This window comes from Bacillus sp. 01N45, from assembly GCF_056399205.1.
Genome location: NZ_JBFTQW010000015.1, coordinates 12,108 through 28,962, shown reverse-complemented (window position 1 = coordinate 28,962; position 16,855 = coordinate 12,108). Strand labels below are relative to the sequence as shown.

Below are 16,855 nucleotides of genomic sequence, written 5' to 3'. Positions count from 1 at the left end.
TGAAATGACGATTTCAAATTTTGTAAAATCTATACAGGATATAATGAGAAAAGATCCTGGTGTTGATGGAGATGCTCAGCGTATTTCTCAGTTGGTGTGGATGCTATTTTTAAAAATATATGATGCAAAAGAAGAAGAGGAATGGGAAGTATTTGAAGATGAATATGTTTCCATCATTCCAGAAGGTTTGAAGTGGCGGGATTGGGCACGACCAAATAAATCAACAGGTCAAGCAATGACTGGTGAGGAACTTGTTACATTTATCAACGCAGCACTCTTTCCTACTCTAAAGGAATTAGAAATTGATGAGAAAACAGAAGAACGCGCTGCATTAGTTAAATATGTATTTGAAGATGCTTATAACTACATGAAAAATGGCACCCTAATCCGTCAGGTTATTGATGTCATTGATAGAATTGATTTTGGTTCCTATGAAGAGCGACATGCTTTTAACGATATTTATGAAACGATTTTAAAGGACTTACAGAGTGCGGGGAATAGTGGTGAATATTACACACCACGTGCAGTAACAGAATTCATTGTTGAAATGTTAGACCCAAAAGTTGGAGAGACATTTGCTGATTTTGCATGTGGAACAGGTGGATTTTTAACTTGTGCTTTAGAACATATGAGAAAGCAACCAGAATACAAACGTACCGGCGGAGAGGAAGCAGTATTTAAAGGGCTCATTGGTATTGAAAAAAAGCCAATGCCACACTTATTAGCAGTAACTAATCTAATCCTTCATGGTGTAGATGCTCCTAAAATTAGACGTGACAATTCACTTGAGCTTGATACTCGGGATATTTCAGATGAACAAAAGGTTAATAAAATTGGAATGAACCCTCCATTCGGTGGAGTAGAGGAAAAATCTGTTCAAACAAATTTCAAAAAAGAATTTCAAACTTCTGAAACAGCAGATTTGTTTATGGTAATGATGATGGAGAGGTTGGAAGAAAAAGGTAAAGTGGGGGTGGTATTACCCGATGGGTTCTTGTTCGGAACAGAGGGTGTAAAGGGCAGAATTAAAGAAAAGTTACTGAAAGAATTTAACCTTCATACAATTATTCGATTACCAAAAGGTGTATTTGCTCCTTATACTGATATTCCAACAAACCTGTTATTTTTTGATAAAACAAATCCAACAACAGAAATTTGGTTTTACGAACATCAGTTGCCAACAGGGTACAAAAACTATACAAAGACAAAGCCAATCAGGTTAGAGGAATTTGAAGCTGAACGTCAGTGGTGGAACAATCGAGAAGAAAATAAGTATGCGTGGAAGGTTTCTATTGAAGAAGTACAGGAACAAGATTACAACTTAGATTTTAAAAACCCTACCAAAGTAGATGAGAAAGTTATTGAGAATCCTTTAGAAATATTAAGTAAAATTCAGGAGAGTCAAGAACATATCAATAAGATAATTGCTGAGATTAAAGAGGAGCTCTATTCAGGATGAAAATATACACTATTGGAGAACTATGTGATGTAATTAAAGGAAACGTACCTATCATGAAAGCTGTTGAGGGAGAGTACCCTCTTGTGACTACCGCAGAAGAAAGAAAAACACATAATAAGTGGCAATTTGATTGCAAGGCAGTGTGTATTCCATTAGTATCTTCAACTGGTCATGGTCATGCCAGTATTAAGAGGATTCATTATCAAGAAGGGAAATTTTCTCTAGGTAATATTCTTGCCGCTATACTTCCTAAAGATAGGACAATATTAGATGCAGAGTATCTTTATATTTATTTGTCATTGATGAAAGATGAAATTCTAGTTCCTTTAATGAAAGGCACTGCAAATGTATCATTAACTGTTAACTCGCTTAAGTCGGTATCGATTTTAGTGCCTGGCCTGCAGGAACAAACTCGTGTTGTAAAAAATATAAAAAAAATTAGCAAATATAGTAAAAGTTTATCTGAATGCATTTCAAACCAGGAAGTAAATGTTATAAGATTGCGTCAATCCATCTTGCAACAAGCTGTTCAAGGTAAACTAGTTCCACAAAATCCGAAAGATGAACCAGCCAGTATCCTCTTAGAAAAAATCAAGCAAGAAAAAGAGCGATTTATTAAAGAGAAGAGTATTAAAAAAGACAAGCCAATGCCTCAAATTACAGATGAAGAGAAGCTTTTTGTATTACCTAAAGGATGGGAATGGACCCGTCTAGGTGATATTACAAACTTTTTAAGTGGATGTGCATTTAAAAGTTCAACATATGTGGATAGCTCTAATAATCAAATTATTCGTTTAGGGAATGTAAAGAATAATAGTTTATTACTTGAATCTAATTGTGTATTCATAAGTGATGAACTTGCTCTCGAAAACCAAAAATATAAATTAGAATTAGATGATATATTGGTTACAATGACAGGAACTAGAGGGAAAAGGGATTATTTTTACACTTTATTGATTGGTAAGAAGCATTTAGAAAATAGAAATTTATTTTTAAATCAGCGCGTAGGTTGTTTGAAGGTGAATTCCAGAATTCTTCCTTCATTGGTAAACTTGTTTTTAAAGGCGGATCTGTTACTAAATGAAATCTTTAAAACTGAAACAGGAACTGCTAATCAAGGAAACATAGGGGTTAATGCAATCAGAAACCTAATATTCCCCCTACCACCATTGAGCGAACAAAAACGTATAGTTGAAAAAGTTGAGCAACTAATGATTTTATGTGATGAATTAGCAGCAAATATTGAAAAATCTAAGCACGAGAGCGAGCAGCTAATGAAGGCTGTTTTACAAGGAGCCTTTACGGTGAAAGAAGAAGTATTAAGTTAATTTTAGATCCATTCATTTTTACACGATTGAAAATATATTGTGTTAAAATGAATGGATTTTTCTTATTGTCAATGTTGTAGATTTGGTAAGTAACTGATTATACTGGAGGTAAATACACAATATTATTTCGATTACATAATAAAAAATAAATCGAAAGGATGTTGCAGATGGGATTACCTAGTATGTATGATGATGTTCATTTACCTTTATTGACATTAATTGATATGTATCCCATTAAGAGTTTGAAAGAGGCAGTAGAAGTATTGGCGCACTTGTTTGATTTAACTGATGAAGAACTGAATGAAAGAGTTAAATCTGGCGGAAGGAAATTCTACTCACAAGTAAGTTTTTCTATGAAGCGATTAATTGAAGCGGGTTTAGTCTTTAAAGGTGTAAAGCCATTCAGAACAACTGATAATGCAAGGAAATTATTAGCGAAAAAACCGAATAAAATTACAAACCATGATCTGAATGTACTTATAAAAAGAAAGCCAATCGTAAAATTACAAAAACAGGAGTATGACGAGTATCTAGAAAAGATAAGAAATATAAATGAAACAGAATTTGAACATTTATCAGGGCTAGTTTTGTCTAAAATTTATAATGTTGATTTTGTAAAACAAGTGAAAATTACACCTCATTGTAACGATGGAGGTATTGATGGTATTGTCCATTTGGGCGAAGAATCGAAAATCTATTTTGAATCTAAAACAAAGGGTATATATTATTCGGTGGGAGAGCCATTGTTGCGAAATTTTACAGGAGCATTAGTTGTAAGAAATGGTAGGATAGGATATTATTTTACTACCACGAGATTTACTAGTGAAGCCATTCGTTTTGTAGAAGCGTTGAAAAAAGCAGATGTAAAAGTAAACATCATATTGATTGATGGACATAAACTTGTAGAATTGATTTTTAAGTACGGACTCCAAGAAAAGTTGGAATTAGATTGAATAATACTTGCCTTGCTCAGAAGGCTATTTCAAGTTTACATTAAAATAGAAATTTTACTGTATAACGCTCATTGTATTTATTGATTAATGAGCGTTATTTTTTCATTTTCTTATATCCCAGTATATTTTTAAACTACATTTTCCATAATTAAATTGTTCATTAAAGTCACGTATTGTTCATTCGATGCGTGTTTTTTATTTAGCCTTACAATTTTATGATACTTAATTCACGGACAGCAAACGGCAAGTATTTATAAATCTATTAATAGAAATTCAAAATCTATACCGTTTAGTGTCCGCCATCATTCAACCAATCATAAAACAATTGACTCATTGGATTTTCATATTTACGTGTTCCATTACGGAATGATATATGGTTCATTACATTTTTAATTGCTCCACGGATATATGCCTTTAGGTTGCTTATGTTATTTTTATTTTTGATTTCATCAATCACCTTGAAAAACATTTTTGTGCTGATTCCGTTTTTACGTGCAAATATATATTCGTCATGAATAATATCGTTTTGTATAACGTCTTCTTTGTTAACAATACTAGTATTTATAATTTTATTAGGATTAGAAATATATACTTCGGAATGAGTAGAAAAACAACTAGAAGGTGATTCAGCAATATCGTGGCATTCCGTATCATCATTGCCTTCCTCCGTTTGTTCACCGTTTGACATATCCGTTTGACATTCATCATTTAGTTGTGAATTTTCTTCACGAGTAACTTGTGAAATTAGCGTAAATATTAGCGAAGCGAATTGTTCCGATACATTACGATTTTATTCAATTTGAATTAAATCAGCGCATTTGTCTTTAATTTTCTTTAGGTTGCGTGAAATTGTAGAAGTGGTAACATCACATTTAACCGCTAGTGTTGAATTTTTTTGTGATACTACAAACGAACATTTTGCGTACGCTTGTTGAGAAATCGCTTCGATGATAGTAAATAAAGTGGATCCAGTTTTAACGTTCAGTCGTTCAAGCAAACGTTTCTGAATGTAATTAATGTCGCTTTTAATACACATAAGTATTCTCCTTTTCATAGAGAAGAAACTTTGCTACAATTAAAATACATAGCAAGTCCTTCTCGGATTTGTGGTGAACCGTTTATTCCCAAACTTTGGTCGGTGGGGGAGTAGACGGTTTTATTTTTATTTCCTTTTATTACTTCGTTTTCGATTGATTACATTTTCACTTCCAAAGAATCCGTAATTTGCATGTTTCTCTTGTACAGTACTGTCTGCCAAATGACTATATAAGAACCGTTCGTAAATCAGCGTGACCAAGGATTTTTCGTAATGATTCAACATCACCAGAAGATGATAAATAATGAGTAGCCGCTGAATGACGTATTAAATGTAAATAAAATCGTTTTTTAATTGTGGCTTCAATAGCGTATTTTCGAATATCACGTAATACATTGTTTTTACTTAACATACGACCACTTAATGACAAGAAAATTAAATCATCGACTTCACCTTCAAACGCTTCATTTTCCTCTAGCAATTGCATTAGTAGGCGATAGGTTTTATTCCATAATGGTACGGTACGAGATTTTCGTGATTTGGCGTTATTGGATTGTATAATTACCGCTCGGTTTGTATGGTCAATATTTGATGGTGATAATAACAATGCCTCGGTTATACGGAACATGCCATCAATGAGAAGGTGTAATAATACATAATCACGAAAGTGTTTGAAACTCTTATTGGAATATGATTTCGCCACTTTCAATAAGTTGTTTAATTCATCAATCGAGAGAATATCAATTTGTGTATTATCTTTACGGAATCCTTCAAATTTGTTGAATGGATTTTTACTGATGATTTCTTGTCGCAAACACCAATTTATAAATGTTTTCAATCGCTTTATCCTACTAGCAATCGTTTCATCCGCTAATCCAACAGTTTGAGCACTTTCAGGTACGTAAGCGTGACCTTCAAAGTGTATATATTCATTTTTTAACCAGTAGACCCAGTTAGAAATGAAGTTTGTTGTAATGTCATTCATATAAAATGTGTGAGCATTTTGTGTTCTATGAAATGCCTTAATACTATTAAACATAAGAAGGAATTGATTCAATGATTTGGGGCGTAAATTCTGTTTTACTTTACTGTCAACAAATCTTTCGAATACACGTTCAACAGAATTTTCTTTTGAAATTTTGCTAGTTTTTCGTTTGTGGGGTTGTCGTTTTTTTAGAATTTCTTTTTCAGTGAAGTATGTTAAAGACATAAAAAAACCTCCTTCATTCTCATTTAGAGTTAAAGGAGGAGTTTCAATCAAAACTTGAGCGGTACTCACCGTTAGTTTTGGTCAAAATATGAAATTATCAACAGTTGATACAAAAGGTATGACCCCGGAGAGGCTCGAACTCACGACCTCCAGCCTGTCAAGGTGGCGCTCTTCTAACTAAGTTATGGGAAGTAACCATTTTTCAATCTTCAAGCCTAATCCACAAAATTTATTAACCTGCACCCAATTAATTCCTTCTTTTCTCCTCATATTCTATAATTAATCTATAAAATTAAATGGGGGTAATTTCCAAAATGAAGCTTCAAACCGTGACCCAAAAAGCTACTCAATTTGAACCCGATATTTCATTGCTTGCTAAAAAAGAATCAGGACGCCAAGAATTCGTAAAACGTTTACCGTTAGAATCCTTAAGAAATCTAACCATAGAAGAATATGCCAATACTAAAACAAAAGATTGTTTCAATTAATGGCTCGAGCGAAAAAATATATTAGGCGGCATTGGTGGAGCCAATTCTGCCAAATTTGGTATTTATCTTGCTAAAACTGGTGAGTACTGTAAAAGTTACGGTAAACAAAAAGTGGTATTAAAAGATGAACAGTTACAAGAAGAATTTAAAGTTCTAAAAGAAGGGATTTGTGAGGCAATTCGACTTGCAAAGGAAGGCCATATTTCTGAAATTGTTACATTGGATTTACCAATTTATAATATGGTACTGCTAAAAATTTTAAATATTTATGTTCCAGAGAAGTTTTTTAATATTTATTCACCACCAATATTGATCGAGCTTGGAAAGGAATTACATATAAAAGATGAATTGCTTACTCCACAGAATGCAATTGAGTTGAATCATGCAGTGTTGCATGCTATTAAAAAAGAAAATGTTTTTTTAGATTGGTCAAATGAAAAGATTTCAAGATTTATCTGGGATACATTTTCTGAGCGGGATAAATCGCTTGATAAGAATAGAAACTATTGGCTAGCTGGACATACATATGGAAAAGATCGTTCCATTCAAGATTTTTTATTGAAAAACAATTGCATAGCGATAGGATTTTTACATGAGGATTTATCATCTCTTTTAGAAGAAGAAAATATTGAAGATATCATAGATGAGAAAGAAGAAACATCAGCAGGACAAAAAGCGTTAAAGCAATTTTTAAAAATGAAAGAAGGAGACCTTGTTACTTTAAAAACATCTTTTACTCGTAAGGTTGATGGGAAGACACGATCAGTGTTACGAGTTAGTGCTGTTGGAAAAATTACCAAAGATACTATCGATGGTTATGAATTCTCTGAAGAGTACGGGCATCTCCTTCCAGTCGAGTGGATTAATACTGAGGAGAGGGAGTTCATAGGTTACGGAGGATATCGTAGTACATTAAATGAAGTGAAAAGTAAGAATACAATAAATTTAGTATTTATGCAGGGAAAGGAAATTAGCAATACGCCCCAAGAATCTAGTGGAATATTAGATATAGATCCAAGAAACTATGTATTTTTTGGTCCACCTGGAACGGGGAAAACATATCAAATTGTTGAACATGCTCTTGAATTAATCGATAAAAGAACATATGAGGAATTGAAAGCAGATGGACGAGAGGCATTGCAACAAGAGTTTTCACGTTTAACTAAAGAAGGGAAAATTCATCTCGTAACGTTCCATCAGTCCTATGGATATGAAGATTTTATAGAAGGATTGAAATCTGATGGAAAAGGGAACTTTGTGCCAACAGATGGTATTTTGAAAAAAGCCGCTCTTGAAGCGATGTATGAAGGAATTCAAAGCACTAGTCAGGACTTTTCTAATGAAGTTCGTTTTGAGCAATTTTATGATTACCTGGTTGAGAATGGTTTGAAGAATAATATTCGATTCGAATCAAAAACAGGAACGACAAATTTCATTTCATACATTTCCGAGCAAAATAATATCGTTGTAACGAGTGAAGATGTAAAAACTAGTTCAATAGTTTCAAAGAATCGTTTATTAAATCTGTATCGCTATGTTCAGGAGCATGATATTGATTGGAAGAATAATACTATGTTTGTTCGAGAGGCGATTGGTGGGTGTAATCAGACGAGATATTGGTCTGTATTAAACTGGATATTAGAAAAAATGGAAAATACAACAGAAGACGAAGAGAAAATTGAAGTTGAAGGAGAAGAGAAAAAGGCAATTATTCAAAAGGCATTGCTGGAAAACGGTTCCTTTGATTATTCGAATGCGAAAAAACATGTTGTAATTATTGATGAAATGAACCGAGGTAATATTTCTAAGATTTTTGGTGAGCTGTTAACGTTACTGGAAGAGGATAAGCGTTTAACACAAAGTAATGAATTGATTGTTGAATTACCTTATTCAAAAGAGAAGTTTACGTTACCACCCAATCTATATGTAATTGGGACAATGAATACGGCTGACCGCTCTATAACTTTGCTTGATACAGCGTTACGTCGCCGCTTTGTGTTTGAAGAAATCATGCCAAATACTGATCTTCTTGAATCGATTGGTGATGAAATTGACCTTGCTGAAATGCTTTCTGTTATTAATAAGCGTATTGAAGTACTGTATGACCGAGATCATATAATTGGGCATGCGTATTTTATAAACGCGAAAACAGATAATGAAGTTATAGCTATTTTTCAAACGAAAATCATTCCACTTTTACAAGAGTATTTTTATGATGATTGGGAAAAGATCGGTCTTGTTTTGGGTGGAATAGGGAGTTCAAAGGAAGATCAATATATTGTTTATAAAGAAGAAGTTAATGTAAATGAACTGTTTAAACAAAAGCCATCTATTTATATTCCTGCACTGTACCGGATGAAACGAAAATTAACAGCACAAGAGCTAATAGCGATTTATGAATAAGACAATTATAGTGCGTGAGGCGTATGACTGGATTACAGAAAATGACGTTACAGCAGAACAATTTGATGGGCTTATACGGTATATTGAAAAAAAATATCCAAATGAACTGGTGATTGATCAGAAGTATAAACGACTTCGCTTTATTAATTATGTTGGCGTGATACAATGTTCAGATGTGAGGTACGAAATTATTCCCAAAATAAAACTCACACCTATTGACGATCGAAAGGCATTGCTTGGAATGCTTTCAATTACAGGTTTTTTGCCGGTTTCATTTTATGAGGAAGTACTAAATGGTGAAGATAGAGGAGAACTGCTTACGGCAGTTCTTACTACATTTCTTACTCGTTTGCTAAATGAACTCAGAAAAGGGACTTTTAAAACATACGAGCGCCATGAAGAAAATTTAAATACTCTGCGTGGCAAACTCGAGCTTAGTAAACACATTTATAAGAATGTATTTCAAAAAACAAAAGCATATTGTGCATTTGATGAATATACGGAAAATAACTCTTTAAATCAGCTATTTAAATGTGCATTGCTCATTGTAAAAAAGCATACAAAAATACATGCTTTAAAACTTTATCTTGAGCGCTGTTTAGGCTACTTAGAACCTGTGGATGTAGTACATTTCACAGAGAAGGAAATAAAAAGCATTACATTTAACCGACAGAATGAACGTTTTCGTCAAGCAGCTTTATTTGCTAAGCTAATTGTTGAGCGGGCAACGATTTATAGTAAAGGGCGAGGAGCATCATCGTTCTCTTTCTTATTTCAAATGAATATGTTGTTTGAAAAATATATTGAAGTAGCACTACAAGAGACTATTGGTAATAATAAAATAATCAGTCAACATGCAGAGAAGAGGCTATTACGTAATAAGAAGAGTGGACGCCAGAACATTTTATTAAAACCAGATTTTGTGATTGATAATCATGGATACGAAGTGGAAACGTGCAACAAATAATGGAAGAAGTAGTTATGTTCAGAGTGACATTTATCAAATGTATGCGTATGTAACTGCTTATAAGGAAGTTCAAAGGTGCATATTGCTGTATCCGAAACAGGAGGGAGAAGTTATTCATCCTGTGTGGAAAGTTATCGATACTGAAAAAACTATTGAAATGTGCACTGTAAGAATAGATGAATTTCCTGAGACTGTGAGAGAGTTGAAAGGAATAATAAAGGGTAATTCTGCATTTTTAGATATATGAAATAGATATGGGGAATGTGGAAATGCCTAATGATGTGAAAATTTATTTTTGATTTATTGATTGGATTAAAGGTTTATTTATAGGATGAATATAAATTTTCATTAAAAAATACTACTATTAAAATTTTGGTGTACTGTAAATTAAATAATAGTATAACTTTTAGACGGAATATCAATGAGTTATGTTATTTTTTAAAGTCTATGATTACATATTTTTAGTGTAATTGAATATAAGGAAATTATTAAAGGGAGGACTGTTAACTATATGCTTGAGATTGAAGGTAAAGACATTAGTGAATTAAGTGATAGTGATTTAAGATCGTTAGTGGGTCTTCTTTGTGAAGCGGATCTCCATGCTTCTGGTTTACCGATCGCAGGTGTTACCTGGGGTGGCCATCAAAATGCCAAAGATGGAGGCATTGATGTTCGTGTTGAGGTTACAACTGCTTTACATAATGATGGCTTTGTTCCTAGAGCAAAAACGGGTTTTCAAGTGAAAAAGCCCGATATGGCTAGAGCTAATATAATTGATGAAATGAAACCTAAAGGAAAGCTTAGGCCTGTTATTAAAGAGTTAGTTGATGCTAAAGGAGCATATATTATCGTCAGCAGTCAAGGTTCAACTGCAGACTCTGCACTAAAAGATCGAAAAAAAGCTATGGAAGAGGCCTTAGTTGATTGTTCTAATAGTAAAGACTTGAAGGTTGACTTTTATGATAGAGAAAGAATTGCTGGATGGGTCCGTAGTCATCCGGCTTTAGTTCTTTGGGTAAGGGAAAGAATTGGAAAGCCAATTCAAGGGTGGCAAGGATACGATAATTGGTCCAACTGTCCTAATGGAATTGAAGAGGAGTATGTGTTTGACAAGCATATTTGTTTATATAATAATACTAAATCTCAAGAGGATGGTTCCTCTGCAATTGATGGAATTAACGAAATATGGAATATGTTTCATTTGTCTGCATCCGCAGCGGTACGGTTAGTTGGACTTTCAGGTGTAGGAAAAACGAGATTACTTCAAGCGTTATTCGACGGAAGGATTGGGGAAAATCCATTACATAAGTCGTCTGTATTTTATACAGATATTAGCGATAGTCCTGATCCAGACCCTCCTAACTTTGCTAGACGTTTAATAGCTCTACGGAAACCAGCAATCCTTGCTATAGATAATTGTCCCCCAGATTTACATAAGCGTTTAAAGACTATTTGCTCAGCAAAAGGAAGTAAAGTTAGCTTAATTACAATAGAATATGACGTTCGTGAAGATCAACCTGAAGACACTGAAGTGATACTTTTAGAACCAGCTTCTACAGAACTAATAGAAAAAATTTTACTTGTTCGATTCAGTCATTTAACAGAAGTTGGAGCACGTACGATAGCGAATTTTTCAGGAGGAAATGCGCGTATTGCTATAGCTGTGGCAGGAACCGTTAAACAAGGAGAAAATTTGTCAGAATTAAGGGATAGTGAACTTTTTGATAGGCTGTTTAAACAAAGGAATGAACCAAGTAGATCACTGCTGAGAGCTGCAGAGGCTTGTTCACTAGTGTACTCGTTTAACAATCAAATGACTGCGGAGAATAATGCAGAGCTAGAGCTTTTAGGCTCTTTGGTGGGCATGAGTGCTCAAGAACTATACAGGAATGTAGGTGAGTTAAAACGACGTGATTTAGTACAGCAGAGAGGTGTATGGAGAGCTGTATTACCCCATGCAATTGCTAATAAACTTGCACGGAGAGCCTTTGAAAACATACCAATTAATATAATATGTGATGTGTTTGAAGAAAGGGGTTCTGAAAGGTTATTGCAATCCTTTTCTAGACGGCTAAGTTATTTACACGAATGTGAAGGTGCTTTAGAAATTTCTCGAAAATGGTTTGGAGAGAATGGTTTATTGGAGGATGTTAGCAATTTGGATAGATTGGGTATAAATTTACTTAAAAACATTGCCCCATTAAATCCCGAATTAACACTTTCTGCAATTGAAAGAGTCGCAGAGATGGAGAATGTGCAGTTTTTTTATTCTCGAGATAATGTCCATTATAGCGATTTTACAAGGCTTCTTAGGTCTTTGGCGTATGATAAGAAACTGTTTAATAAATCGACTGAATTACTTTGTCGTTTTGCATTATCAGAAAAACCAGAGGAAAACTACAATTCAATCAGAGAAGTGATGAAATCTCTTTTTTATATTAAACTTTCAGGTACACATGCAACAGCGGAACAAAGGCTTAGTAGAATTCAGCAGTTGATTGAGTCAAATGTTGAAAATGAAGTTAATTTAGGCATTTCTTTATTAGACGCAGCTTTGAGATCGTGGCATTTTAGATCTCATTTTAGCTTTGAATTTGGTGCTCGTCTAAGAGATTATGGATTTATACCAAATAATAATAATGACATGCAGCAATGGTATAAATTATTTATTGAGTACACTGTAAATATTGCGGTTTCTGAGCATCCAGCTTCCTGTAAGGTTAAAAATCTTTTAGCCCAGCAGTTTAGAGGTCTTTGGATAAAAGCAGGCATGTATCATGAACTTGAGGTTGCTGTAAAAATGATTGTTACAAAAGGTGCTTGGAATGAAGGCTGGTTAGCTGTTAGAGAAACTAAGAAATTTGATAGCGGCGAAATGGATTCAAAAATTCACAAGCGATTAAATAATTTAGATAAAATTCTTAAACCAACATCTTTAATTGAGCGTGCAAGGCTATATGCTTTTTCTGATTATTCCTTAGAATTAGCCGAATCTGATAGCAATCAAGAGGGGAACGAATATCGTGCAGCAGAAGAGGTGACTCGAACTTTAGGTAAGGAGGTTGGTTCACAAGACCGTATTTTTAAAGAAATATTACCGGAGATCTTAAGTCAGGATTCTTTTAGACTTTTTAGCTTTGGGCAGGGGCTGGCAGAAGGATGTGCCAATCCAGAGAAAATGTGGAAGGATTTTTGTAATCAGCTATCTCGACTAGAAGTATCAAAACGTAGATATCGAGTGCTTCGAGGTTTTCTAAATAGGATTTCTGAAATGGATGTAAATATTTCGGAGAAGATTTTAGAAGAGTCCACAAAGAATGATGTTCTGGCAACAGTATATCCATGGTTGCAGGTAAGTGTAAAAATGAATGCGAAAGATGTAGTAAGATTGAAGCGCTCACTGGAGTATGGATTAGCACCAATATGGCAGTATAGTCATTTGAGGTATGAAACTATAAGTGATGCTGATTTATCAGAACTATTAAGAGAGATTTCTTTAAGGAAAGATGGAGTGGAAGTGGCAATTAATATTCTACATATGAAACTTCACTGGTATTCAAAAGAAGATGTCTTAAGTCATGATATACAACATTTAGGGCGAGAACTAGTATTAAAATACCTGTTTTTAAGAAGAGAAAATGAGACAGTTAAAATAGATTTTAGGTTAGCTAATATTATTGAGTTATGTTTTGCAGATGAATCTGCAAAAGAGGATGCTAGAGTTTTATGTGATAGTCTTGTTAGATCCCTTGAAAGTTATGATTATTTTTCAAGCGATTATGAAAAGGTTCTAAATACACTTGCCAAAAATCAACCAATAATTTTCCTTGATATGTTTTTAGAAAGAGGAGATAAACTTTATTATTCGATAAACCAAGAACTTGTAACGGATAATGGTCCAATATCTCAAATTAAAGATGCTGTAATTATTAACTGGTGTAAAGCAAACCTTCAAAAAAGGTGCCTTATTTTAGCATCGACTATTATTCCTTTTCAACAAAATAAAAATCAGGATAAATTGGAATGGACAACTTTAGCGTTATGGATTATCAATAATTGTAATGAGCCACTGTTAATTTTAAATCAATTTTATTCTTCCTTCTGGTCTCATTCATTTTGGGGATCACAAGCTAAACAGCTGGAAAGCCGCCTAATTCTACTATCAGATTTGAAAGAACATGAAAATGTCTCTATCGCAGATTGGGCAAGAAAGAATGAAATCAAATTCAAAAAAAATATCCGTATGGAACAAGAAAGAGAGTTCAAGCAAGAGAGAGAGAGAAATGAACGTTTTGAGTAGTAGAGGTATATCTTTGCATTCTTGCCTTAATTCCTAATAAGGAATTAAGGCTATTTTAATGAAGAAATTAAGGAGATATATGAAATAGTAATGTGTGAAAAATTGTAGAAAATAAAATTACTAGAAAATTTGTTCTTGATGTGTAGCGCATAAATATGGATTTTGGAAAAAAGGGAGCTGCTAAGGATTAAATTCAAGTCATTATAGTATGTGAAGTGGCGCCAGAGACTGAAAAATAGCTTATATAATAAAGCGTGATAATAACCTAAAAAGAAAAATAACTCAATAAAGTTGTATTAAAGGTGAAAGAAATTGAATTTGTGTCTATTGAAAATGTTTAATTTAAAAATGATATTTTAGATAATTAGGAAGAAAAGATATTATACTGAAGGTAAAGAACAAAGTCGGTAGTCTTATAAAATTGTTATAATTTATTTTGATAAAAAGGAAGATAGATTAATTAGTATTTATTCTTTTAATTGCTGAAAAAGAAATTTAAGTGCCATTTTGATACATAGAGACGATAGGGTAAGTAAGTTTGTATAGATTTTCGAGCTCATTTCAAATACAAAAATGTATAAATTTATGGTAAAATATTATAGGTTTATAAGAATATATTAATATAGTGTTATGAGATGTAGTATTAAAATTAAATTACTTTGACTAAATTTTTTAATGCCTTGGCAAAGGATATTATTTAAAAAGATTGGGAAACTATCAAAATTTTAAATAATAAATAAAAGAGTAATCATGGGTTTTTATACTATATAACCAAAAAATCATATGGATAATACAAGAAGGAGATAATAGGATGAATTTTAATTTTAACAATCTGCAAGTAAGGGCAATGTTAGGGCATAATAATAATAAACTTTATATTCCAAGATTTCAAAGAGATTATTCTTGGGAGATTAAGGAAGTGTCAGAGTTTGTTAACGATATACTCTTAGGAATAGAATTAAAAGATAATAAAGTAGAATGTAGTGAGTATTTTTTCGGCACAATATTGCTTGCTGGTGATATTAATGAATCTAATAAAACGATAGAAGTAATAGATGGACAACAAAGAATTACAACTATGACTATATTCTTGTCGTCTCTTGCTAAAAGTTTTTATGCAATAGAAGAACAAAAATTAGGTGATTTAGTGTGGAACTACATAATGAAGGAAAATGATGATGGAGAATTATCTAAGGTTTTAGAGAATAGTACAGCAAATCATTATTTTGAATATTTAATACAGATGAAAAAAGAGTGTAGTTTAGAATCGATAGATGAAGAGCAGGATAGAATGAAAGAAGCATATGATTATTGTAATGAAATATTAAAAGAGGGGAAAATTAAAGAGCAATTAATTAAGTTACATAACAATGATGATTTTAATAATATACCATATATTGATATTTTAAAAGGCATTAGAACGCAATTATTGAGTAGTAATATTATATGTATATCTACAAAGGATAAAAAAAGTTCAAACACGATCTTTGAGATATTAAATGCAAAAGGAAAGCAGTTAGACTCAATAGATTTAATTAAAAATAAAATATTTAAGTATTTAGATTCTATTGAACCAACAGATGAAGCAAATAATATTTGGAATAGAATTAAGAGTAATTTGACTTCTAGAGATGTAAGAATAGAATTTCAAACATTCTTTAGGCATTATTGGATATCAAAATATAAGAAAGTAAAAGATGATCAGCTTTATAATGAATTTATTAAAGAAATACAACCTGAAGAATATGAAAAATTCTTAATGGATGTTGAAAAAGCGGCAGAGTTATATATGAAAATAGTCTGTCCATATACTAAAGATTATGATAATAGAAAAGAATTGTTATTTATTCCGGAGTGTCTAAGTTACTTTAATAATTACTTTAAGATAAAACAAATTCGTGTAGCATTATTGGCTTTGTTGAATGCTCGAAATGAAGATAGAATAAAAAATAAAAAATTCAAAGAAATATTGATATATTTACATGGTTTTCATTTTGCATATAACTCTTTGTGTAAAAAAAGATCTAATATGTTGGAGCTTAAATATTCGAAGTTTGCTATTCAATTAAATGCTGCTGAATCAAAGGAAGATGCAAATAAGATTATTGACGAATTAAAGAAAACGCTAGATGAAATATTTCCAAATTATAACGAATTTGAGGAAGAGTTTATTAAGTTGGAGTTTTCTAAGGGGAAAAATAAATCAAATATGTTAAGTAAGTATGTACTAAACAATTTAGAAAAATATTATTCCGAAGAGAGCATCTCAAAACAAGATGGCTCTGTCGAGCACATACTTTCTGAAGATAAAAATGAAAAATATAGTTTAAGCATAGGAAATTTAATTTTATTAGAAGAAAAGATTAACAATGAAATTGATAATCAAGATTTTAAAGAGAAAAGGGTGAAGTATGAAGAATCTAAGTATTCATATGTTTCACAGTTCGTAACAGATTACGATGATCTTCATGAATTTACTAAAGAATTAATAGAGGAAAGAGCTAAGAAAATGGCTGAAGATTATTATACTAATGTTTTAGGGCGAAATTTAGTCATTAAAGTTGGGGTAAAATAAAAAGAAATAGTTAAATCGTATTATTTTTTAATATAAAATCAAGTATTATTGAATTAAAAACAGACTGATTTAAAAATCGGTCTGTTTTTTTACATTCCTGGTTATTACTAAATCTTAAAGATACCTTTTTAGAGGC

General features: G+C 32.4%; 8 protein-coding genes and 2 pseudogenes. 8 read left to right on the top strand and 2 right to left on the bottom strand.

Annotated elements, in window-relative coordinates; all coding sequences use genetic code 11:
* Positions 1-4 precede the first annotated feature (4 nt).
* The 3 genes from AC1DMU_RS25630 to AC1DMU_RS25620 all read left to right on the top strand — a co-directional run bounded on the left by AC1DMU_RS25630 (position 5) and on the right by AC1DMU_RS25620 (position 3,740).
* On the top strand, positions 5-1,459 hold the full coding sequence (locus tag AC1DMU_RS25630; RefSeq protein ID WP_476941613.1) for a class I SAM-dependent DNA methyltransferase: 1,455 nt from the start codon (positions 5-7) through the stop codon (positions 1,457-1,459).
* Positions 1,456-2,787: a restriction endonuclease subunit S gene (locus tag AC1DMU_RS25625; protein ID WP_476941612.1), complete on the top strand. Its 1,332-nt coding sequence runs from the start codon at positions 1,456-1,458 to the stop codon at positions 2,785-2,787. Before AC1DMU_RS25630 ends, AC1DMU_RS25625 begins: the two co-directional genes overlap by 4 nt.
* 167 nt (positions 2,788-2,954) lie before the next feature.
* Positions 2,955-3,740, top strand: coding sequence for a restriction endonuclease (locus AC1DMU_RS25620; protein WP_476941611.1), 786 nt, complete (start codon positions 2,955-2,957; stop codon positions 3,738-3,740).
* A gap of 289 nt (positions 3,741-4,029) precedes the next feature.
* Here the strand turns inward: AC1DMU_RS25620 and AC1DMU_RS25615 are convergent.
* Positions 4,030-4,794, bottom strand: a pseudogene (locus AC1DMU_RS25615) (hypothetical protein).
* A gap of 208 nt (positions 4,795-5,002) precedes the next feature.
* Positions 5,003-5,986, bottom strand: coding sequence for a tyrosine-type recombinase/integrase (locus AC1DMU_RS25610; protein WP_476941610.1), 984 nt, complete (start codon positions 5,984-5,986; stop codon positions 5,003-5,005).
* 314 nt (positions 5,987-6,300) lie between these two features.
* Here AC1DMU_RS25610 and AC1DMU_RS25605 point away from each other — a divergent pair, with 314 nt between their 5' ends.
* The 5 genes and pseudogenes from AC1DMU_RS25605 (at position 6,301) to AC1DMU_RS25585 (ending at position 16,719) form a co-directional block, all read left to right on the top strand.
* Entirely contained in the window at positions 6,301-6,474 is a 174-nt protein-coding gene (locus AC1DMU_RS25605; protein ID WP_476941609.1) for a hypothetical protein, read from the top strand.
* 240 nt (positions 6,475-6,714) lie between these two features.
* Positions 6,715-8,877 (top strand): McrB family protein, encoded by a 2,163-nt coding sequence (locus AC1DMU_RS25600; protein ID WP_476941638.1) that lies wholly within the window; start codon positions 6,715-6,717, stop codon positions 8,875-8,877.
* Positions 8,870-10,091, top strand: a pseudogene (locus AC1DMU_RS25595) (McrC family protein). The gene AC1DMU_RS25600 and the pseudogene AC1DMU_RS25595 overlap by 8 nt, the downstream one beginning before the upstream one ends.
* 264 nt (positions 10,092-10,355) lie before the next feature.
* A complete protein-coding gene (locus AC1DMU_RS25590) occupies positions 10,356-14,144 on the top strand; it encodes a hypothetical protein (protein ID WP_476941608.1) in 3,789 nt (1,262 codons plus the stop codon).
* An 811-nt stretch (positions 14,145-14,955) separates the two neighbouring features.
* The gene (locus AC1DMU_RS25585) at positions 14,956-16,719 is read left to right on the top strand and encodes a DUF262 domain-containing protein (RefSeq protein WP_476941607.1); all 1,764 of its coding nucleotides are present in this window, start codon (positions 14,956-14,958) and stop codon (positions 16,717-16,719) included.
* Positions 16,720-16,855: the final 136 nt, after the last annotated feature.